19 protein-coding genes and 2 pseudogenes are annotated in these 20393 nt (G+C 69.7%); 12 read left to right on the top strand and 9 right to left on the bottom strand.

Annotated features, from left to right (window positions below; genetic code table 11):
- Positions 1 to 360 precede the first annotated feature (360 nt).
- The 4 genes from AB0H42_RS02545 (at position 361) to AB0H42_RS02530 (ending at position 2665) form a co-directional block, all read left to right on the top strand.
- The gene (locus AB0H42_RS02545; protein ID WP_357048593.1) at positions 361 to 486 is read left to right on the top strand and encodes a hypothetical protein; all 126 of its coding nucleotides are present in this window, start codon (positions 361 to 363) and stop codon (positions 484 to 486) included.
- Positions 487 to 772: 286 nt separating this feature from the next.
- The gene (locus AB0H42_RS02540) at positions 773 to 1375 is read left to right on the top strand and encodes a PadR family transcriptional regulator (protein ID WP_357048590.1); all 603 of its coding nucleotides are present in this window, start codon (positions 773 to 775) and stop codon (positions 1373 to 1375) included.
- An 11-nt stretch (positions 1376 to 1386) separates the two neighbouring features.
- The gene (locus tag AB0H42_RS02535) at positions 1387 to 1839 is read left to right on the top strand and encodes a nitroreductase/quinone reductase family protein (protein ID WP_357048690.1); all 453 of its coding nucleotides are present in this window, start codon (positions 1387 to 1389) and stop codon (positions 1837 to 1839) included.
- Positions 1840 to 2173: 334 nt separating this feature from the next.
- Positions 2174 to 2665 carry a carbonic anhydrase gene (locus tag AB0H42_RS02530; RefSeq protein WP_357048588.1) on the top strand — a complete coding sequence of 164 codons (492 nt, stop codon included), beginning with the start codon at positions 2174 to 2176 and terminating at the stop codon, positions 2663 to 2665.
- 63 nt (positions 2666 to 2728) lie between these two features.
- Here the strand turns inward: AB0H42_RS02530 and AB0H42_RS02525 are convergent, their stop codons facing one another.
- Positions 2729 to 3649, bottom strand: coding sequence for a DUF5995 family protein (locus tag AB0H42_RS02525; protein WP_357048585.1), 921 nt, complete (start codon positions 3647 to 3649; stop codon positions 2729 to 2731).
- A 186-nt stretch (positions 3650 to 3835) separates the two neighbouring features.
- Positions 3836 to 4810 (bottom strand): helix-turn-helix domain-containing protein, encoded by a 975-nt coding sequence (locus tag AB0H42_RS02520; protein WP_357048582.1) that lies wholly within the window; start codon positions 4808 to 4810, stop codon positions 3836 to 3838.
- Between the two features lie 71 nt (positions 4811 to 4881).
- Here AB0H42_RS02520 and AB0H42_RS02515 point away from each other — a divergent pair, with 71 nt between their 5' ends.
- Entirely contained in the window at positions 4882 to 5232 is a 351-nt protein-coding gene (locus AB0H42_RS02515) for a cupin domain-containing protein (RefSeq protein ID WP_357048580.1), read from the top strand.
- 10 nt (positions 5233 to 5242) lie between these two features.
- On the opposite strand, the gene AB0H42_RS02510 is transcribed toward AB0H42_RS02515, so the two are convergent.
- On the bottom strand, positions 5243 to 6124 hold the full coding sequence (locus AB0H42_RS02510; protein ID WP_357048577.1) for an LLM class flavin-dependent oxidoreductase: 882 nt from the start codon (positions 6122 to 6124) through the stop codon (positions 5243 to 5245).
- Positions 6125 to 6373: 249 nt separating this feature from the next.
- On the opposite strand from AB0H42_RS02510, the gene AB0H42_RS02505 reads away from it, so the two are divergent.
- A complete protein-coding gene (locus AB0H42_RS02505) occupies positions 6374 to 7456 on the top strand; it encodes an acyl-CoA desaturase (protein WP_357048574.1) in 1083 nt (360 codons plus the stop codon).
- A 44-nt stretch (positions 7457 to 7500) separates the two neighbouring features.
- Here the strand turns inward: AB0H42_RS02505 and AB0H42_RS02500 are convergent, their stop codons facing one another.
- Positions 7501 to 7800, bottom strand: coding sequence for a cytochrome P450 (locus AB0H42_RS02500; protein WP_357048687.1), 300 nt, complete (start codon positions 7798 to 7800; stop codon positions 7501 to 7503).
- Positions 7801 to 7967: 167 nt separating this feature from the next.
- Positions 7968 to 9647 (bottom strand): dihydroxy-acid dehydratase, encoded by a 1680-nt coding sequence (gene ilvD / locus AB0H42_RS02495; RefSeq protein ID WP_357048684.1) that lies wholly within the window; start codon positions 9645 to 9647, stop codon positions 7968 to 7970.
- A 309-nt stretch (positions 9648 to 9956) separates the two neighbouring features.
- On the opposite strand from ilvD, the gene AB0H42_RS02490 reads away from it, so the two are divergent.
- Positions 9957 to 10559 carry a chloramphenicol phosphotransferase gene (locus tag AB0H42_RS02490; RefSeq protein ID WP_357048571.1) on the top strand — a complete coding sequence of 201 codons (603 nt, stop codon included), beginning with the start codon at positions 9957 to 9959 and terminating at the stop codon, positions 10557 to 10559.
- Between the two features lie 9 nt (positions 10560 to 10568).
- Here AB0H42_RS02490 and AB0H42_RS02485 read toward each other — a convergent pair whose 3' ends face one another.
- Both AB0H42_RS02485 and AB0H42_RS02480 read right to left on the bottom strand, forming a co-directional pair.
- Positions 10569 to 11342, bottom strand: a complete 774-nt coding sequence (locus AB0H42_RS02485; protein ID WP_357048569.1) for an alpha/beta fold hydrolase — start codon at positions 11340 to 11342, stop codon at positions 10569 to 10571.
- A gap of 154 nt (positions 11343 to 11496) precedes the next feature.
- Positions 11497 to 12042 (bottom strand): YceI family protein, encoded by a 546-nt coding sequence (locus AB0H42_RS02480; RefSeq protein ID WP_357048566.1) that lies wholly within the window; start codon positions 12040 to 12042, stop codon positions 11497 to 11499.
- Positions 12043 to 12143: 101 nt separating this feature from the next.
- On the opposite strand from AB0H42_RS02480, the gene AB0H42_RS02475 reads away from it, so the two are divergent.
- A complete protein-coding gene (locus tag AB0H42_RS02475; RefSeq protein ID WP_357048563.1) occupies positions 12144 to 12980 on the top strand; it encodes a helix-turn-helix transcriptional regulator in 837 nt (278 codons plus the stop codon).
- A gap of 408 nt (positions 12981 to 13388) precedes the next feature.
- The gene (gene helR / locus AB0H42_RS02470; RefSeq protein WP_357048560.1) at positions 13389 to 15593 is read left to right on the top strand and encodes an RNA polymerase recycling motor ATPase HelR; all 2205 of its coding nucleotides are present in this window, start codon (positions 13389 to 13391) and stop codon (positions 15591 to 15593) included.
- 22 nt (positions 15594 to 15615) lie between these two features.
- Here helR and AB0H42_RS02465 read toward each other — a convergent pair.
- Positions 15616 to 15753: pseudogene (locus tag AB0H42_RS02465) on the bottom strand (SDR family oxidoreductase); the annotation flags it as partial.
- Here AB0H42_RS02465 and AB0H42_RS02460 point away from each other — a divergent pair.
- The 3 genes and pseudogenes from AB0H42_RS02460 to AB0H42_RS02450 all read left to right on the top strand — a co-directional run.
- Positions 15753 to 17363: pseudogene (locus AB0H42_RS02460) on the top strand (arabinosyltransferase domain-containing protein); the annotation flags it as partial. The pseudogenes AB0H42_RS02465 and AB0H42_RS02460 overlap by 1 nt on opposite strands.
- Positions 17337 to 18554, top strand: coding sequence for an arabinosyltransferase C-terminal domain-containing protein (locus tag AB0H42_RS02455; protein WP_357048681.1), 1218 nt, complete (start codon positions 17337 to 17339; stop codon positions 18552 to 18554). The pseudogene AB0H42_RS02460 and the gene AB0H42_RS02455, both read left to right, overlap by 27 nt.
- Before the next feature lie 246 nt (positions 18555 to 18800).
- Complete coding sequence (locus AB0H42_RS02450) at positions 18801 to 19949, top strand: lipase family protein (protein WP_357048678.1); 1149 nt, start codon at positions 18801 to 18803, stop codon at positions 19947 to 19949.
- Between the two features lie 185 nt (positions 19950 to 20134).
- On the opposite strand, the gene AB0H42_RS02445 is transcribed toward AB0H42_RS02450, so the two are convergent.
- Positions 20135 to 20371 carry an MbtH family protein gene (locus AB0H42_RS02445; protein ID WP_357048557.1) on the bottom strand — a complete coding sequence of 79 codons (237 nt, stop codon included), beginning with the start codon at positions 20369 to 20371 and terminating at the stop codon, positions 20135 to 20137.
- Positions 20372 to 20393 lie beyond the last annotated feature (22 nt).

Below are 20393 nucleotides of genomic sequence, written 5' to 3'. Positions count from 1 at the left end.
CGCGGGTCTCACCTACCGGGCGGGTGGTGGGTCCTGCGTGGGGTCCCCCCCCGCGCGGTCGCATACCCCGGACGCGGCGGCGGCCGCGTGTTGGCGTGGGCAACCCGGTGAGACCCAGATAGCTTGCGAGACATGTTCTTACGAGCGTGTGGATGTTCGGAGGAGACAACGGCGCGGATCGGAATCGGCCTGCCCTCAGCGGTCCCCGGGGCGACCCCGGACGCGATCGAGGCCTGGGCCCGCACGGTGAACGCGCGAGGTTCGCCGCACTCGGAGCCACCGATCGGCTCGTTTACGACAGCCTCGACCCACTGGTGACACTGGCGGCTGCCGCCGTGCACACCACCACCGCCGAGCTTGGTGAGCACCGTGCTGAACATCGGCTACCAGGGGAACCCGTTCGTGGTGGCCGGGCAGATCAGCTCCCTGGATCGGCTCGGCGACGGCCGGTTCACCGCGGGCCTCGGGTGGGCGCGTGACCGGTAGACCGCGTCCAGACTCACCGTGGTGAGGTTGGCCGTCGGATCGGCGGCCGAGGATCTGCTGCGCGAGACCGAGGGTGACCTCCGCCGCACGGCCGAGTAGAGCCGCGCCCTCGACGCGCGACACTCCAACAGGAACGGATCGAGGCCCCCCGACCGGGCGGCGTTACCACCTGCACCCGGCACCGAGGCGCACACTCCCGTGAACTACCACGCTTGCTCACCACGGCGACGGCACGTATCGTGCATATAGTCGAACTCGACTAATTGACCTGCCTCGAGAGGTGACCGTGACCCGGGAACTCCGCGCCATCGAAACACCGTTGACGCTGGCCGTGCTCACCCTGCTCGCCGAACGGCCCCGGCATCCCTACAACATGAAGACCACCCTCCGGGAAAGGCAGGTGGCCGAGGTGGTGAAACTGCGCGGCGGATCCCTCTACGACGCGATCGGCCGCCTCGAAAAGGCCGAACTGGTGTGCCGCACCGGTACCGCGCGCGCCGGAGCCCGGCCGGAACGCACCGTCTACCGGATCACCCAATCCGGCCGCGAACTGCTGGACACTCTGCTGGAGCGGTTCGTCGCCGAGCCGGTGAACGAATACCCGCGGTTCGTCGCCGCGCTGGCGCATCTCCCCGCGCTGGCGCCGCCGGTCGCGGCACGGCTCCTGCGCCGCCGGGCCGCATCCCTGCGCGAGCAGACGGCCGGCGCCGCCCGGCAACGGGAACAGTCCGCGGACCTCCCCCGGGCAGTCCTACTGGAATCCGAATACCTCGCCCATCTGCGCGCCGCCGAAATCGAGTGGCTGGAACGCACCGCGAGCGAGATCGACCACGGTATGCCGTGGCCGGACGCAGGAGCCGGACGGAACGACGACACGGAGCGACTGTGAACAACGACCGCATGCGGCGACGCCTCAAACCCCTCAATCGGGTGGTGGTGACCTTCCAGCGACTGGGCCTCGCGGTGGGCACCATGCGCGTCCTCTCGGTGCCCGGGCGCCGAACCGGGACACTACGCACCACCCCCGTCTCACCGCTGACCGTCGACGGGGTGATGTATGTGGTGGGTGGGTTCGACAACGCCGATTGGGTGCGCAACGCACGCGCCGCGGGGTGGGGCGTGCTGGCCGAGGGACGGCGCGGACGCCGGGTCGCGCTGGTGGAACTGCCGGTGGCCGAGCGTGAGCCGGTATTGCGCACTTTCCCGCGCCAGGTGCCGCACGGCGTGCGTTTCATGATCACCGCCGGCGCCGTCGAATCCGCCGACCCCGACGCTTTCGCCGCCGCGGCACCGCGCTGCCCGGTTTTCCGGGTCGAACCGATGCCCGGCGGCGGATCCACGGCAGGTGACTGACCCGCGAACCGCGACCACCCGCCGGCGGCAGCGGGGCCCGAGTCCGTGCTCCGTGCCCCGAGGTCGGGCGTGGCGTCGCACGGCCGCCGGGCGTCCCGATTCGCGATGGCGTTCACCGCGCCCCGTCCCCACGGGCACGCGGCGCGGTGACCGGATCGGGCGCCGGTGACCACGTACCGTGAAAACCCACCGCGCTCGGCGCGACGCGGACAGTTGGCGACACGCCAGAGTTGGACTCTGCCCGGTTCTATCGGTCGTGATCGCGAACGACAGGTTGGGAATGTGAATGCGGACATTCGCATATCGAGACGTCGAAGAACGGAGGTCGGTACCTATGACGGTGACCGATGACTACCTGGCCAACAACGCACGCTACGCGGAACAGTTCAGCGGTCCGCTCCCCCTGCCGCCCAGCAAGCACGTCGCGGTGGTCGCCTGCATGGACGCCCGGCTGGACGTCTACCGGATCCTGGGTCTGCGGGAGGGCGAGGCGCATGTCATCCGGAACGCGGGCGGCGTGGTGACCGATGACGAGATCCGCTCGCTGGCGATCAGCCAGCGGCTGCTGGGCACCACCGAGATCATCCTGATCCACCACACCGATTGCGGAATGCTCACCTTCACCGACGACGTTTTCAAACGCGGCATCCAGGATGAGACGGGTATCAAACCCACCTGGTCGGCCGAGGCCTTCTCCGATCTGAACGAGGATGTGCGGCAGTCGCTCCGGCGAATCGAAACCAGCCCGTTCATCACCAAGACCTCGTCGCTGCGCGGTTTCGTCTTCGACGTCGCCACCGGACGGCTCGACGAAGTCGGCGCCTGACCTACCCGCAACTGCCGCCCTGCTCCGTGCCGCGCGCACCGATGGTGTGCGCGGCACGGTCGTTCACAAGGCGCCGTTCGCGGCGAGCACCTCGAACGCGGTGTCGGCGCTGCGCCACAATACATCCAGCTCCGCGCGCACCGCGGGTTCGGCCCGCGGATCCTGCAGCGCCAGACCGTTGCCGAAGATCACCACATTGGCGCCCAGATCGGCCAGCCGCAACAGCGGGCCGGTGGCCACGCCCGCTCCCAGGACGGCATCGAGCCCCTCCCCCAGGAAGTAGAACCGCCACAGCGGGCCGAGATCGCCGCCGTAGAGCTCGCGGGTGAGATCGACGATGAGTGACCCGTGACTCGCGATCGCGTCGACGATCCGGAAGTGGTCGGGCGCATTGGCGGGCGTGGCACGGGTGGCGGCGACGGCATTGGACAGGTCGACGGTGAGGTGGGCGTTGTAGCCCGCCATCGCGACTCGGGCCGGTGACAGCTCGCAGCGGTGGGCGAGCCGGAAATAGTGGTTCCACTGGGGTTCGCCGGGCGCGCCGGTGAATTCCGCGTGCACAGTGCGCAGGAACCGAAGCAGCAGATCGAGACTGATGCGATGCGCCCATTCCGGGTCGTCGAACGCGGCCGGATCGCGTTGCAGCGGCATCACCGCGGCCTGTTCGACCGCGTCGAGTCCCAGAGCGAGCAGGCCACGCCGATCCCGGTGCGCCACCAGGATCTCGGTGATCCGCCGATGCCGTTCGACCGCCCGTTCCAGCCGGTCCAGCGACGAACCGCCGCCCGCGTCGTCACTCGTGGACGTATCGGACAGTTCGACGATCTCGGCGAGTTCCGCGGCCGACAGCGGTGTGCCACAGGCGGTATCCAGCTCGGATGCCGCGGCGCGCACCGCACCGCCCAGGGCCGCCATATTGGCCAGGAACACCGCCGTGAGAACGACGACGAGGTATCTCGACCGCACCGGACGCTGGCTTGACATACCCTGCTTCGCTTTCATTCGGCGGCGGACGATTGAGCCGTGAAATCCGGCTAATGCGCTGGATCCGGGCCAGCGGTGTTTCGGGTGAGCCGCCCCTGCCGGGCGCGCGCCCGAGCCTAGCCCAGCCGCCGCCCCGACCCGCCCTCCCGCCTGTGGGAGCGGCCGGTCGGCCTGCCGCGCGGGACGTCAGCCGCGGAACGCGCGCCGGTAGGCCGCGGGGGTGGTGCCGAGCAGTGTGTGGAACCGCCGCCGCAGATTGGTGGCGGAGGTGAGCCCGACCCGGGCGGCGATCGCCTCGACGGGCAGATCGGTCTCCTCGAGCAGCCGGCGCGCCGCGGTGACCCGCTGGGTCAGCAGCCAGCGCCCCGGGCTGGTACCGAGTTGATCGTCGAATCGGCGGGCCAGAGTTCGCGACGAGACCCCCGCCCGGCCGGCCAGATCGGACAGTGTGATGGGCCGATCGAGGTGGGCGATGCTCCAGTGCAGCAGAGCAGCGACGGATTCACCGGTGGTGTGCGGGGTGACCGGCGCGGGCACGAACTGGGCCTGCCCGCCTTCCCGGTGCGGTGGCATGACCATGTGCCGGGCGAGTTCGGACGCATACGACGCGCCTTGATCGCTGCGCACCAGGTGCAGGCACAGATCGATACCGGCGCCCGCCCCCGCGCTGGTGGCGATGTCTCCGTGGTCCACGTACAGCACACCGGGTTCCACCTGGACCCGAGGGAAGTGGATTCGCAGTTCATCGGTGCGGGCCCAGTGGGTCGTCGCGGTCCGTCCGTCGAGCAGCCCGGTCTGTGCCAGCGCGAACGCGCCGGTGCAGATCGAGACCAGGCGCGCTCCCCGCGCGGCGGCCGCGCGCAACGCCTCCAGCACGGCGGGTGACACCTCCGCGGTGAACGGCAGCCAGCCGGGGATCACGACCGTATCCGCGGTCGCCATGGCCTCGAGGCCCGCCGACACCCGCATCGTGTACCCGGCGGTGGTCGTGACCTCGCCCGGGTGTTCGGTACAGACCAGGAAGTCGTAACGGCCGGGCAGCCCTTCGCGCGGTGTACCGAAGACTTCCGCCACACAACCGAGTTCGAACGGGGCCTGCGGCGGTGTCACCAGGGCGGCGACGCGATGCCGTCCGGCCGGGCCGGCCCACCGATCAGTCATGACAGGAAAGTACTCGAGGATGACCTTCCTGACACTGGCACCCCTCGCCGCCGGCTCGGCATGCTGGCCGTATGACCGTCACCCCGCACTTCGAAAACGGCCCGGCCATGCCCGGTTACGCCTGGTCGGCCCTGGCCGACGCGCCCGTCCGGGAGCTGTTTCCCGGTATCCGCCTGCGCTCGCTGTGGTCCGGCCCGGGCGGTGCCTCGGCCCATGTTCTGGAGATGACACCCGGCAGCCGGTGGGAGGGCGTCGATGTGCACCGGCCCGGGCCGGAAGAAGTGTTCGTGGTGTCCGGCACCTTCAACGACGGCGTCCGCGATTACCCGGCCGGCTCGTTCATTCACGCACCGGCCGGATCCTGGCACATACCGCAGACCGTGACGGGTTGTGTGCTGTTCGTTTTCTATCCCGAGGGCTGACCTACCCCCGTCAGCGGGACGCGATGAGTTCCAGCGTCTCCTCCAGGACGGTGAGCGGGACCGCACTCGGGACCAGGATGAACTCGTCCAGCCCGGCTTCCTCGGCGGCGTCGAGCGTGCGGTGCAGCGCCGCGGCGTCGTAGGTCTTCATCGAGGAAGCCGCTCCCGCAGCCGCCTCGCCGCCGAGGAAGCCCAGGTACTCCGCGGTGAAATCGCGCAGAACCTCCTCGGGCTCGGGCACACCGAGCGCGTAGAAACACCCGCTCACCAGTCGCGGCGCGTCCCGGCCCGCCTCGGCCCAGGCGCGGCGGGCGGCCTCGGCGGACCAGCGGATCTCGGCGGGCACCCCGCCCACGCTGAACGCCACGACTCCGTCGGCCCACCGGGCGGCGCGCGCGAGCGATTTCGGGCCGAGGGCGCCGGCGAGCACGGGCGGGCCGCCGGGCTGCACACACGGCGGCCCGAGCGGATCACCTCCGGCGACGGCCGGTTCCCCCGCCCACAGCGCGCGCAACTCGGCGACCGCGCGATCCAGCCGATCGTGGCGGCGCTCGAATCCCGCACCGAGACTGCGATAGTCGTCGCCACGACCTCCGACGCCCACACCGAGAGCGAAGCGTCCCGCGGACAGCACATCGATCGTCGCGGCCTGTTTGGCAACCAACGCCACCGGATGGGCCGGCAGCACCGACAGGTTCGCGAAGATCCGCACCCGTTCGGTGACCGCGGCGGCCGCGGCGAGGGTAGTCCACATCTCCTGATTGTGGAAGGTCATCCGCTCGCCGCACGAAATACTGGCGACGGGCCCCTGCTCGGCGAGCCGGCACCAATCGACGGTGGCCGCCCGGTGGTAGCCGCGGCACATGGTGGGTAGTGCGATCCCGATATCCATCGCCCCAGCATCGGGCAACCGCGCCCGCTTAGCAAGAACAGGTTCTAGTTTTGTCCGGGCCCGGGCCGCGGCCGGCGTTAGATGCCTCCTCCCCCGGGCCGCGCGCACGCTCGCCCGGTTGGGCCGGCCGGGCGGCCGGGCGCCCGCGACGCGGGTAGGGTGAACGCGAAAGTCGGCAAGGACGGCGGGCGCGCGTGATGCCGACCCGTCGGCCGGTGAAGCGACACCCGTGCACAGATCGGTGAGGAAATGACGGCAAACGCCGCCACACACGTTGTTCCTGTCGACCGGACCGAGGTCTCCGCGTCTCCCGAGGCCCCGGCCCGTGCCGCACGCCACAGCGACTACGCGGTGCTGCTGCGGCAGGTGCGCGACGCGGGCCTGCTGGACCGGCGCCCCCGGTACTACCTCTGGAAGGGCGGGGCCGCACTGCTGGCACTGGCCGCCGGATGGACCGCGTTCGTCCTGATCGGCGACTCGTGGTGGCAGCTGGCCACGGCCGTCTTCCTCGCCGCGCTCTTCGCTCAGTTCGCCTTTCTCGGCCACGACGCGGGGCACCGGCAGATCGCCGGCAGCCGGCGGGCGGACTACCTGCTCGGCGCGATTTTCGGCAATCTCGCCATCGGCGTGAGCATCGGCTGGTGGACGAGCAACCACAACCGTCACCACGCGCATCCCAATACCGAGGACGCCGATCCCGACATCATGGGCGTGCTGGCGCATTCGAGTGTCCGGGCACGCGCCGCGCGCGGCCTACGCCGGGTGATCTTCCGTTACCAGGGTTGGCTCTTCTTCCCGATGCTGCTCCTGGAGGGCTTCAGCCTGCACTTCTCGAGTGTCCGGGCAATCGTGCGGCGCGATATCCCCCGGCGCGGCCTGGAGGCCGCGCTACTGGCCGCGCACGCCGTGGGGTACCTCGGCATCGTCTTCCTGGTGCTCCCGCCACTGCACGCCCTCGGCTTCATCGCCGTACAGCAGGGTCTGTTCGGGCTCTACATGGGAACCACGTTCGCGCCCAACCACAAAGGTATGGCGGTACTCCCGGCCGGCGATACGACGGACTACCTGCGCCGCCAGGTCCTCACCTCCCGCAACGTCCGCGGCGGAGTCGTGATCGATACCGCCTTCGGTGGCCTCAACTACCAGATCGAACACCATCTGTTCCCCTCCATGCCCCGGCCGAACCTCCGGCGGGCCCAGCCGATCGTCGCGAAATACTGCGCGGAAATCGGCGTGCCCTACTGCGAGACGGGCCTGTTCGACTCCTACGCCCGGGCCCTCGGACACCTGCACACCGTCGGCCGGGCGGCCGGACCCGAGCGGTCCGGATAGCCGGCGACCCGCACGAACGGCTACTTTCCGGCTCGGGGCGGTATTCAGCGGGACCGTGGTCCGGCGGTGACGGGCAGGGCGGTCAGGCCGTGCAGCACCAGTCCCTTCCGCGCCACCGCCGGCCCCGCCTGCGTCAGCCCCGGGAACGCACGCAGCAGCGCGGGGAAAGCGAGCTGGGCTTCCAGCCGGGCCGGCGGCGCGCCCAGGCAGTAGTGCACGCCGCCGCCGAACGACAGCGGCGGTTCGCCCGCCCGGTCCAGGCGCAGTACGTCCGGCTCGGCGAAGACCTCGGGATCCCGATCGGCCGCGCCCGGCAGCAGGACGACGCGCTGTCCGGCGGGCAGCGTCAGACCACCGCTGTACAGTTCCTCCGGCGCGGTGCGGGAGGTGAGCAGCTACACCGGGGAGTCGTAACGCAGCAGCTCCTCGGTCGCCGTACCGGCCGGCTCGGGGTTGTCCCGTAACAATGCCGCCTTCCCACACTCCGTCCACGGCCGAATCCGCCACGGGCTCAATCGCATACGGCACCGTTCGAGGCAGAACCCACCAGTCGCGAATACTTGGCGAGCACCCCGCGGGTATAGCGGGGCGGCAGCGGCGCCCAGCCTTCACCGCGGCCGGTGAGCGTCGCCGGATCCACGAGCAGGTCCAGAGTGCCCGCGCCGACGTCGAGGCGGATACGGTCACCGTCCCGGACGAATGCGATCGGGCCACCGTCGACCGCCTCCGGGGCCACATGGCCGACACACAGACCGGTCGTACCGCCGGAGAACCGTCCGTCGGTCAGCAGCAGGACATCCTTGCCGAGTCCGGCGCCTTTGATCGCCGCCGTGATGGCCAGCATCTCCCGCATCCCGGGGCCACCCTTGGGCCCCTCGTAGCGGATGACCACCACATCGCCTGCCGAGATGGTCCCGTCTTCGAGGGCGTCCATCGCGGCCCGCTCCCGGTCGAAAACCCGTGCGGTGCCCTCGAAGACATCGGATTCGAAACCGGCCGATTTGACCACGGCGCCACCGGGCGCGAGCGAACCGCGCAGGATGGTGATACCGCCGGTCGGGTGGATAGGCGCCGACAGCGCGCGCACCACCTTGCCGTCCGGATCGGGCGGCGCGATATCGGCCAGGTTCTCGGCCACCGTCCGGCCCGTGACGGTGAGGCAGTCACCGTGCAGAAGTCCGGCATCCAGTAGCGCTTTCATCAGCACGGGCACACCGCCCACCCGGTCGATATCGGTCATCACGTGCCGGCCGAACGGTTTCACATCGGCCAGATGCGGGACGCGCCGGCCGACCCGGGCGAAATCGTCGAGGCTCAGCGCCACGCCGGCCTCGTGCGCGATCGCCAGCAGATGGAGTACGGCATTGGTGGATCCGCCGAATGCCATCACCACCGCGATGGCGTTCTCGAACGCCTCATGGGTCAGGATGTCGGACGTGGTGATCCCGCGCCGGATCAGTTCGATCACGGCCTGCCCGCTGCGCCGGGCATAGCCGTCGCGCCGGCGGTCGGTGGCCGGCGGCGCCGCGCTGCCGGGCAGCGACATCCCCAGCGCTTCGGCCGCGCTGGCCATCGTATTCGCCGTGTACATTCCACCGCAGGCGCCCTCACCGGGGCAGATGGCCCGCTCGATCGCGTCCACATCGGCCCTGCTCATGAGGCCGCGCGAACAGGCGCCCACCGCCTCGAAGGCGTCGATGATGGTCACCTCACGTTCGCTGCCGTCGGACAATTTCGCGATACCGGGCAGGATGGAACCGGCGTAGAGGAATACGCTCGCCAGGTTCAGCCGGGCCGCGGCCATGAGCATGCCGGGCAGCGATTTGTCGCAGCCCGCGAGCAGCACCGACCCGTCGAGCCGTTCGGCCTGCATCACGGTCTCCACGCTGTCGGCGATCACCTCGCGCGAGACCAGCGAGAAGTGCATTCCCTCGTGCCCCATCGAGATACCGTCGGAGACCGAGATGGTGCCGAACTGCATCGGAAAACCACCGGCGGCGAATACGCCGTCCTTACATCCGCCGGCGAGCCGGTCGAGCGACAGATTGCACGGCGTGATCTCATTCCACGAGGAGGCCACGCCGATCTGGGCCTTACCCCAGTCGTCGTCGCCCATACCGACCGCGCGCAGCATGCCGCGGGCCGCGGTCTTCTCCAGCCCGTCGGTGACATCGCGGCTGCGCGGTTTCATATCGGGAGCATTCGGTTCGGAAGCCACGGGCCCATTATTCTCCTACGGCCCCGGAACACCGTCGGACCACGCCCGCGACCGCCCGTCTTCCCCGCGTAGGTGGGGTGGCGGCGCACAGTGATTTCAGCTCGGTGTACATGCCGCGGGTGCGCACCCCGATGATCGCACCCAATGCACGACACGGCGGCGCGGACTCCCGAGCAGGGCGCGCAAATCATCTGCCGCACACTCAGGACCGGCCGCGGCATATCGGACCGCTCCTCGGCCGGATGGCCGCCCTCGTCGAGGTTGCACGGCTACCGTGATCCGGTGCACAGTCCCGAACTCCCCTGCCGGGTCATCTTCCTCAACGGAACATCGAGCTCCGGTAAGACGACACTGGCCCGGGCCATCCAGGACGAGAGCGATATTCCGTTCGTCTACTGGGGAATCGACACTTTGTTCGAGCTGGTTCCGCCGAACTGGGGTGGCGGCCGGGACGGCCCGCGCAGCCGCGACGGCTTCTGGTACGACCGGACGGGCCACGACACGGAGGGCCGGCCGACGGTGGTCATCCGCTATGGCGGCGTCGGACGCCGAATGTTGCGCTCGGCGTGTGCCGCGGCCGCCGCGTTCGCCCACGGCGGCGATCATCTCGTCGTCGACGAGATGCTGCTGACCCCGGACCTGCTACCGATGTGGCTGGACGCTCTGTCCGGTCTCGAGGTCCAACTGGTCCGGGTCACCTGCCCACCGGCTGTCGCCGACCGGCGGGAACTGGCTCGCGGCCACCCGGCCGGGTTGGCGCGGGGCCACCTGGCGACCGTCCACGCGCACGGTCACCCCTACGACACGGTGGTGGACACCACCGCGGGGACTCCCGCCGAATTGGCCCGGGCCGTGTTGCGCCGGAAGCGGACCGTGCTCGGGTGACGCCGAACCTCATGTCGCCGGGGGGCCGCCGGAAGCGAGGACCGGGGTGAGGAGATCCGCTATCTCGCGGGTGTGCTCGTCGAGGTAGAAATGACCGCCCGGGAACAGCCGGACCGCGAAGTCACCGCTCGTGTACTCACGCCACCGCGCCAGTTGCTCCGGGGTCGTCGTCGGATCGGAGCGCCCGAGCAGGGCGACGATATCGCAGCGCAGCCGCTCGCCTTCCTGATACCGATACGTCTCGACCGCTCGATAGTCGTTGCGTACCGCGGGCAGCACCATGTCGGCGAGTGCGGGCTCGTCGCGCAGAATCGTGACCGTGGCCGGGTCGTTCGCGAGTCGCTCGAGTTCGCCGATCAGATCGGCGTCGGCCCCGCGGTGCAGCGTGCCCTGGTCGGTGAACGCCGGATCCGGGCGCCCGGAGACGAACAGCGCGGCAACCGTCCGCCCGCGCGCCTCGAGCCGCCGGGCCGTTTCGAACGCGACAGTGGCCCCCATACTGTGCCCGAACAGCACCGGACTCCCGTAAACCCGGGAGTCGGTGGCCGCGACGATATGGTCGGCGAGATCGGTGATCGAGGACACGAACTCCTCCCCGATCCGGTTCTGGCGCCCCGGATACTGCACCGCGTAGACCGACGGGCCGGGCCCGAAGCTCGCCGCGAGGCCCCGGTAGCTCGTGGCCGAACCGCCGCCGGGCGGGAAGCAGACCAAGGCGGGATATCCGGTGCGGCCCGGCTTCAGTTCGCGCAGCCAGCGCTCCTGCTCGCCGTCGTTCGGCACTGGAATCTTCCTCTCGCTCGCCACCGACGCCCGCGGACCTCATCGATCCGGTCCGGTGTCGAGCGTCCCACAGAGGCGGGAAAGCGAGCGCAGGCGGCGCGCGGGAGCCGGGCGCCCGCTACGTCCGGCCCCGGCGGCAGTGCGGCGGTCCTGCCTACTTCGGCTCGATGAGCTGGATCTCCAGTTCGATCTTGACCGCGTCGCTCAGCATCCCGGGCAACGCTCCCCCGACACCGAACTCCGTGCGTTTGATGGTGCCGGTCGCGGAGAAACCGGCGTGCCGTTCGCCGCTGGGACCGAAGTCGCCGATACCGCCCCATTCGACGTCCAGGGTGATCGGCCGGGTGACCTCGCCCAGCGTGGCCTCACCCGGCACGGTGAACGATTCGGCGATACGGACCGGTTCGACGGCCCGGAAGGTAAGGGTCGGGCGGTTGGCGACATCGAGGAAATCGGCGGTGCGTATATGGGCGTCCCGGTCGGGGTTGCCGGTGTCGAACGAGTCGAGATGAACGGTCGCGCCGAGGGTCGCTGCGCCGGACCCGTCCACGACGAACTCGGTCTCGAAGCGGGTGAAGCCGCCGCGCACCTTGGCGATACCGAGATGCCGCACGGTGAAGGCGATCGAGGAGTGCGCGCTGTCGAGTGCCCAGGCGCCGGGACGCAGGGTGGTATCGGTGGTTTCCGGTGGTGTGGTCATGTCATCGACCATCGCCGGACCGGGGTCCGGTAACCAGACCCCCGTTATCCTGGACCTGGCAAGGCGCGGCTGCGCGGCCCGGAACAGGGCACGATGGTCCTATGACCCGAAGCGCATTCGCGGAGTTCCTGGTCAGACGCCGCGCCGAACTGCGACCCAGCGATATCGGACTGCCCGCGGGCAGGCGCCGGCGCACCCCGGGGCTGCGGCGCGAGGAGGTGGCCGTCCGGGCGGGCGTCAGTGCCGATTATCTGGCCCGGCTCGAACAGGGCCGGGACACCAATCCCTCGATAGCGGTGGTGGAAGCGCTGGCCACCGCCCTGCTGCTCGACGAGCGGGAGCGCAGCACCTTCGGCTGGCTCGCATTGACCAGCAGTAACGAGTCGCGCTGCCCGGAGCCCACCGATGAGCAGGACCAGGTGCCCGAGACGATCGAGGCAGTGCTGCGAGCCCTGGCGCCCACCGCGGCATTCGTCCTGGGCAGGCGCCTGAATGTGCTGAGCTGGAACGCGGCCTGGGAGGATTTCGTCACACCGCTGGGTCTGTTGGACGACCGGGACACGGTGAATCTCGCCCGTTACGTCTACGGGCATCCGATGGCCCGGAAAACGCTGCGGAACTGGGCCGAGGCCGCCGATACCTTCGCCGAGACCCTGCGCCGCGCGAGTCTGCGCTGGCCCGGCGACGCCGGCCTGCGGGAGACCATCGACACCCTGCACCGGATTCCGGAGTTCGCGGCACGCTGGCGTCCGCAGGGCCCGGGTCACCCGGTCGCGCCGGCCCTGCGTTTCGACCACCCGCAGCTGGGTGCGGTCGACGTCCCGTTCGAGACGCTGGAGAGCGGCCAAGAGCAGAGCGTGGTGGTCTGGCTCGTGGCCCGCGCTCCCGTCTCCGGTCAGACGCTGCGCCTGGTGCCACCACGGGCCGCCGGGCAGTAGACCGCGGGGCGAGCGCACCCGGACGGCGCGGCGAGGCCGCCGGTCACGCCGCCCGGCGAGGTGTGCGATACCGGCGGCACGTTCCGATGCGGCAGGTTCGACATTCGCCGGACGGCTCGCTCCCCGGGGCTGCGCCGTGAACCCACGATGCCCTCGGCCGGGCACGGGACGACATCGCACGGGTGGATCGAGAGGATCGAATTCGGGTGGGCGGCCACCGGAACGACTGCGGCAGATGAGATCGACAGTGGAAGAGGCGATTCCAGACCCCTTTCCACCATCAATCTATAGCGCACCCGGGGCCTTGCGGCAAGGCCCGGGTGATGCCGCAGAATCGTCCGGTCGGAAGCCGGGAAGCGCACCCGGCCGCCGCGACAACGCAGCGATCGTCGAACGAAGTGAGGGCATATGACGGACCGGGGATACGAAGACGAGCTGCAATCCGAACGGGCCTACGTGGACGAGCTCTACGCCCGGCTCGATGCCGAACGCGCCCGGGCGAACGGGAGATACCACGCGGCCCTGCGCGGGAACGGCACCACCCTGCTGGAACGTGATGCCGAGGTCCGGGCGCTGGCCAAAGAGGTGAAGCGACTGGACGTGGCGGACAACACACTGTGTTTCGGCCGGTTGGACTCGGTGGCGGGCGAGGTCTCCTATATCGGGCGGATCGGCCTCTACGACGAAGCGAACGAATACGAACCCCTGCTCTTGGATTGGCGGGCGCCGGCCGCGCGCCCGTTCTACGTCGCGACCGCCGCCAGCCCGGAGAACATGCGGCGCCGCCGCCAGTTCCATTCCCGCGGGCGCCGGCTGGCCGAGTTCACCGACGAGGTGCTGGGGCGCCCCGGGGGCGACCTGCGCGGTGATGCCGCCCTGCTTGCGGCGGTCGCCGCGCCGCGTGGCGAGGGAATGCGCGATATCGTCGCCACGATCCAGGCCGAACAGGACGAGATCATCCGGCTGGACCATCCCGGTGTGCTGGTGATCGAGGGCGGTCCCGGTACCGGGAAAACCGTGGTCGCGCTGCACCGTGTCGCGTACCTCCTCTATACACAGCGGGAGCGCATCGAGCGTCACGGTGTGCTGGTCGTCGGACCCAACCCGGCCTTCCTGCACCACATCGGCCGGGTGCTGCCCTCGCTCGGCGAATCCGATGTGGTCTTCATGACCACCGGTGACTTCGTGCCGGGCCTGCGGGTCACGGCCGAAGACGCGCCGGAGGCGGCGCGGGTCAAAGGGTCGCTGCGGATCCTGGATGTACTCGCCGCGGCGATCGCGGATCGGCAGCGGCTACCGGACCAATCGCTGCCCATCGAACTGGCGGACGTGACCGTGCGCATCGATGCCGGGACCGCCGAATGGGCCCGGGAGGAGGCGCGGGCCAGCGAACTACCGCACAACGAGGCTCGGGCGGTGTTCCGCGAGATCGTCACCTATGTGCTCACCGAACGGGCAATCGGCCGGATCGGCCGGGGATGGCTGACCCGTGACGACACAGCGGCATGGGAGGACATGCGCAAGGATCTGATCGCCGAACTCGCGGACAACTCCGCGTTCACCGGGGCGCTGGACCTGCTCTGGCCGGTCCTCACCCCGCCGGACCTGCTGGCGTCGCTGTACTCGTCCCCCGAGCGGTTGCGCGCGGCGGGCGCCGACCCGGCCCTGTTCCGCACCGCGGGCACGGCCTGGACCGTCTCGGACGTGCCGCTGCTCGACGAGCTGGCCGACCTGCTGGGTGGAGGCGATCCGGATGAGCGAGCCGCCGACCGTGCACGCGCGGCCGAGGCCCAGTACGCCGCGGGCGTACTGGACATCATGATCGACCGCACCGACATGATGGACGACGAGGACCACCTGTTCGCGCAGGACCTCCTCTACGCCGAGGACCTGGCGGATCGCTTCCTCGAACGCGATACCCGCGAACTCGTCGAACGCGCTGCCGCCGACCGGAACTGGACCTACCGGCACGTGGTGGTCGACGAGGCCCAGGAACTGTCCGAGATGGATTGGCGTGTGCTGATGCGACGCTGCCCGGGCCGGTCCTTCACCATCGTCGGCGATCTCGCGCAACGCCGGTCGGCGGCGGGCGCGCGGTCGTGGGACGCGGTATTGCGGCCGTATGTACCGGGCCGGTGGGTGTACCGGTCGCTGACCGTGAACTACCGCACCCCGGCGGAGATCATGACCGTCGCCGCCGCGGTACTGGCCGAGTTCGCACCCGGGATCGAGCCACCGGAGTCGGTGCGCGCCTGCGGTAGCCGGCCGTGGTCCAGGCAGGTGACCGAGGAGGAGTTGCCGGACGCCGTGGCCGAGTTCGTCGAGGCGGAAGCGGGCCGCGAAGGCACCAGCGTGGTGATCGGCCCACCGGATGTACCGGGCGCGGTCGCGGCGTCGGAGACCAAGGGCCTCGAGTTCGACGCCGTCCTGGTCGTGGAGCCGGAACGGATCCTCGCCGACGGACCGCGGGGCGCGGCCGAACTGTACGTGGCCCTCACCCGGGCCACCCAGCGGCTCGGTGTCCTGCACCGGCAGCCGCTGCCGGCGGCGCTGCACGGGCTCACCGACGCCGGGACACCGATCCCGGCCGGGGGACGGCCGAACGGGCGGTGACCGCCGGGTACGCGCCCGGCACCTACCGCTTGTTCAGCCGGCCCGCGTCGACGGGCACGACCGTACCGGTGACATAGCGGGCCTCGTCGGAGACCAGCCGGGCGATGGCATGGGAGACGTCGAGCGGTTCCACCAGATCGACGGGCATCGCATTGGACAGTGCCCGTGGCAGTTCCGGGGCGTGCGGCCACGCTCACGGTCCGTTCCGACAGCGCCGCGACAACAGCCGAGCTCACCGGTGCCGAGACCGAACCGCTCTTCCTGGCCGGGGACTTCCGGCCGCAGGTGGTCGGGGTGTTCAGCGATCTGACCACCTCGGCCGGCGCCAGTGTCGAGGTGGAAGTCGACAGCCGGTTCACGGTCGCCCCGACGTTCACCAAACGCGCCGCGACCGTGCTGGCGGTGGTGCTGGCGGCGTTCGCCCTGATCGCACTGCTACGGCTCGACCGGTCCGACGGACGCCGGATCCGGCGTCTCGTCCCACAACGCTGGCGCACCTTCACCGGTATCGACGCGGGGGTCCTCGCGACCCTGCTGCTGTGGCATTTCATCGGCTCCACCACCTCCGACGACGGCTACCAATTCGGTATGGCCCGCACCTCGCTGGTCTCCGGTTATATGGCCAACTACTTCCGGTTCTTCGGGGTGCCGGAGAACCCGGTCGGTACGCCGCCCTACGACGTGATCGCGCAGCTGACCGAGATCAGTATCGCCAGTCCGTGGGTGCGCCTGCCCACCCTACTGGCTCACCCTGAGCCGTGAGGTGATCCCGCGGCTCGGCGCCGGGCTGCGCGTGACCGCGTTGTGGTCGGCACCGGCGCGCTGGGCTTCCTGGCCATCTGGCTGCCCTACAACAACGGGCTGCGACCGGAACCGGTGATCGCGGTCGCCGTCCTGCTCACCTGGGTCTTCGTCGAGCACGCCATTGCGAGCAGACGCCTGCTGCCGTATGCCATCGCGATCCTGATCGCGTCATTCAGTCTGACCGCGGCGCCGTCGGGGGTGATCTGTTTCGCGCCGCTGGCGGCCGGTGCGCGCTCGGTGGTGCGGTTCGGCATCCGGCGGGCCCGCGCTATGGCAGCCGCCACCGCACGACGTGGCGCGGATATCGGATGGCCCACACGGATTTCCGTCTACGGAGCATTACTGGCCCCGCCGACCGCGGCCGCAACCCTGGTGCTGGTCTTCGCCTTCGGCGTCCAACCGCTGTCGGCGATGCTCGAGATGACCCGGGTGCATAACGCGGTCGGCCCGTCGGTGCCCTGGTTCGACGACTACCAGGCCTATCAGCGGCTGTTCACCGCTACCGCCGACGGTTCCATCGGACGCCGTTTCGGGGTCGTCGCGATGTGGCTCGGGCTGCTGGTGTGCGCCTTCGTACTGTTGCGCAAGGGCGGGCGCATCCCCTTCGTCACCTCGGGCCCGGCGAAACGCCTGCTCGGAATCACCTTCGGGGCGATGCTGCTGATGGCGACCGTGCCCACGAAGTTCACCCACCACAACGGTGTCTTCGCCGGGCTGGCCGGCGCCGTCGCCGTGGTCACCGCGGTGGCGGTGGGTCCGACGGTGATGCGGGCGCCGCGGTACCGCGCGCTGTTCGCCGCCATCGTGGCGGTGGCGCTGGCGCAGATCTTCACCGGCGTCAACAAATGGTTCTACGCGTCCGGCCACGGTATTCCGTGGTGGGATACGGCTCCGGCGATCGGCGGCGTCGGGATGAGCGAGATATTCCTGACCGTCGCCGTGCTGTGCCTGGCGCTCGCCGGATGGTGGCATCTGCGGGCACCGGAACCGGGTACCCCGCACCGGGTTTCGCCGCGCGCCTGGCGGCTGGTGAAGATTCCGCCGTTGACGGTGGCGGCGGCCGTGATCGTGATCTTCCAGGTGGGTTCCTTCGCTACCGCCGCGGCCACCCAGTATCCGGCGTTCTCCCTGGCCCGCTCGAATGTCGATGCCGTACTGGGGAAGCCGTGCGGACTGGCCAACGATGTCCTGGTCGAATCCGACCCGAATACCTCGATGCTCCCGCCGCTGACCGGTGACGCCGCCACGACGTTCGCGGCGGACGCCGATGGCTTCGTCCCGGGCGGGGTCGCCGATGTCACGTCCGACGACGATCAGCCCGCGGACGACAACAGCCTCGCCGATGCCCTGAGCGATACCTCCGACGGCACCTCGGTCACCCAGACCGACGGCGCGCCACTGCCGTTCGGGCTGTCGAACACCACCCCTGTCCTCGGTACCGCCGGTCAGCAGGAATCGGCCGAACTGAGCACCGGCTGGTACCGGCTGCCCGACCCGGCCGACCGCGCCGGGATCATGGCCATCACCGCGGCGGGCCGGTTCCGGGCGATCACCCAGGACGGCGAGGTCATGCCGGGACAACCCGTCGATATCGAGTACGGTGTCATGGATCCGGCGTCCGGGGCCCGTTCGCTCGGGCAGGTGATCCCCATCGATATCGGCCCGACGCCGTCGTGGCGCAATCTGCGTGTTCCACTCGACGAGATTCCGGACCGGGCCGATGTGGTCCGGATCGTCGTCGAGGACAGAACACTCGATCCCGAGCAGTGGATCGCCCTGACCCCGCCACGGATTCCGCAGACGCGCACGCTCGACGAGTTGATCGGTTCCGACCAGCCGGTGCTGCTCGACTGGGCGGTAGGCCTGCAGTTCCCGTGCCAGCGCCCGTTCGATCACAAGGACGGCATCGCCCAGGCGCCCGGCTGGCGCATCCTGCCCGACCGTCCCGCCGCGAACACCACCAACCTCTGGCAACGCCACGACGGTGGTGGGCCGCTGGGCTGGAGTCGCCAATTGCTGCGCTCCCAGACTTTGGCCACCTATCTGAAGGACGACTGGAGTCACGATTGGGGGCAGTTGCAGCGGCTGACGCCCGTGGACACCTCGGCCCGCCCGGCCGCGCCGAGCGTCACCCGGGAAGTACATTCCGGGCTGTAGAGTCCCGGCCCCATCAACGTCACCTGGTAAGCGGAGTCGCCGGGCCTGCGCCGGCCGCCGATATTTCGGCGACCAACACCGCGCTGTTCCGGAAGAACACGCGACACAACAAGACTGGAACGTGTGCGTTCACGAATTTGCGCGGCGATCCCTGATACTTGTCGCGTGCAGATTCCGAGATCCGATCGAAATCTATTGGTGCGCGCCTTCGGCGCCGTACTCCTCGGCAGTATCGCCGGGGCATCCGTGATCGGCGTGAGCCCTGCCGTGGCCGCGCCCATCTACCCCCTACCCGATCCCGATCCGTTTTATGCCGCGCCAGACGATATCTCCGGTAAATCGCCCGGGGAGGTGCTGGAAACCCGGAAGATGGCCCCGCTGCCGATGTTCCCGGGGTCCACGGTGACCCTGGTGAAATTCCGCTCGGCCGATTCGACGGGCCGACCGATCGCGGCGACCACCACCGTGCTCACGCCGCAGCGGCGTGCTCCCGGCGGACCGTTGCTGTCCTATCAACACATCATCAACGGGCTCGGCACCCGCTGTGCGGTCTCCCGGGTGCTCTACAGTCCCGACCCCGCTCTGCAGGCCCGCGAGGCCACGGCATTGAACGCGGTCCTGGTCCGCGGCTGGAGTGTGGCGCTGCCCGACCATCTCGGTCCGACATCCGCCTACGGTGCGGCCAGGCTGGGCGGTCAGATCACCTTGGACGGCATCCGCGCGGTCCGCGCGGCCGGTCTGGGCCTGCGCGACAGCCGCGTCGCCATGGCCGGTTACTCCGGCGGCGGCATGGCCACCGGCTGGGCGGCCGCGCTCGCCCCGGACTATGCGCCCGAACTGGATATCGCGGGTGCCGCGATCGGCGGTGTGCCGATGAATCTGGTGCGCATGATCGAAGCCGTGAACACCGAACCGCATCCGGCCTTCGGCCTCGTGATGGCGGCCGGAATCGGTCTCGAACGTGAATATCCGAACCGTTTTCCGATCAGCGAGTCGATGAACACACGGGGGCTGCTGACCCGTAACACGCTCGCGAACGGATGCGTCGACGAAATTCTGGCCACCGGGGCCGGACGCAGTGTGGCCGAATTCGCCGGCAGTATGTCGTTGGTGGACAGTCCGGACGCCCGCGCAGTACTCGAGGAGAACAGCCTCGAATTATTCGACGGCGTACCGGATATACCCGTTTTCGAATGGCATTCGGCCGCCGATCCGCTGATTCCGGTGGATTCCATCGTCCGCACGAACCAGCGTTACTGCGCGGCCGGTGTACCGCTGCAAGCCGAACTCACCGTATCGCCGGAACATCTGTCCGCGGCGGTCCTCGGCCTGCCCGCCGTAATGGCGTGGCTCGAAGGCCGTTTCCGCGGCGGCCCGGCACCGTCGAACTGCTGAACTCTGTCCCTGCCCCGGCCCGGTGGGCCGGGGCCTGTTCACCGGACGCGGTTTCCGCCGGACCGCCCACGGGTATCGGCCGGAAACCGCGTCCCTGTCGATCGACCGGCGGGAATCCACGGGGGTGGCGACCCAGCTCTACGACCAGGTGATCGCCGCCCCGCGGGCCGCCGGACCGTGCCGCTTCATCGAACGGTGGCCGGCCCCTGATCGGCGGTGACCGCCTCGCGCACACCGCTGGGCCGCATATCCGTCCAGTTCCGCTCGACGTAGTCGACACAGGCGGCCCGGCCGGCGTCACCGAAGACGATCCGCCACCCGTGCGGCACCTCGGCGAAGGCCGGCCACAGGGAATGCTGGTTCTCGTCGTTGACCAGTACGAAGAAGCGGCCGTCCGCGTCGTCGAACGGGTTCGCGCTCATATCATCTCTCCCAAGTCGTCGT

It is taken from the genome of Nocardia sp. NPDC050799 (assembly GCF_040654015.1).
Lineage (GTDB): Bacteria > Actinomycetota > Actinomycetes > Mycobacteriales > Mycobacteriaceae > Nocardia.
This window is presented reverse-complemented; position numbering and strand designations above follow the sequence as displayed.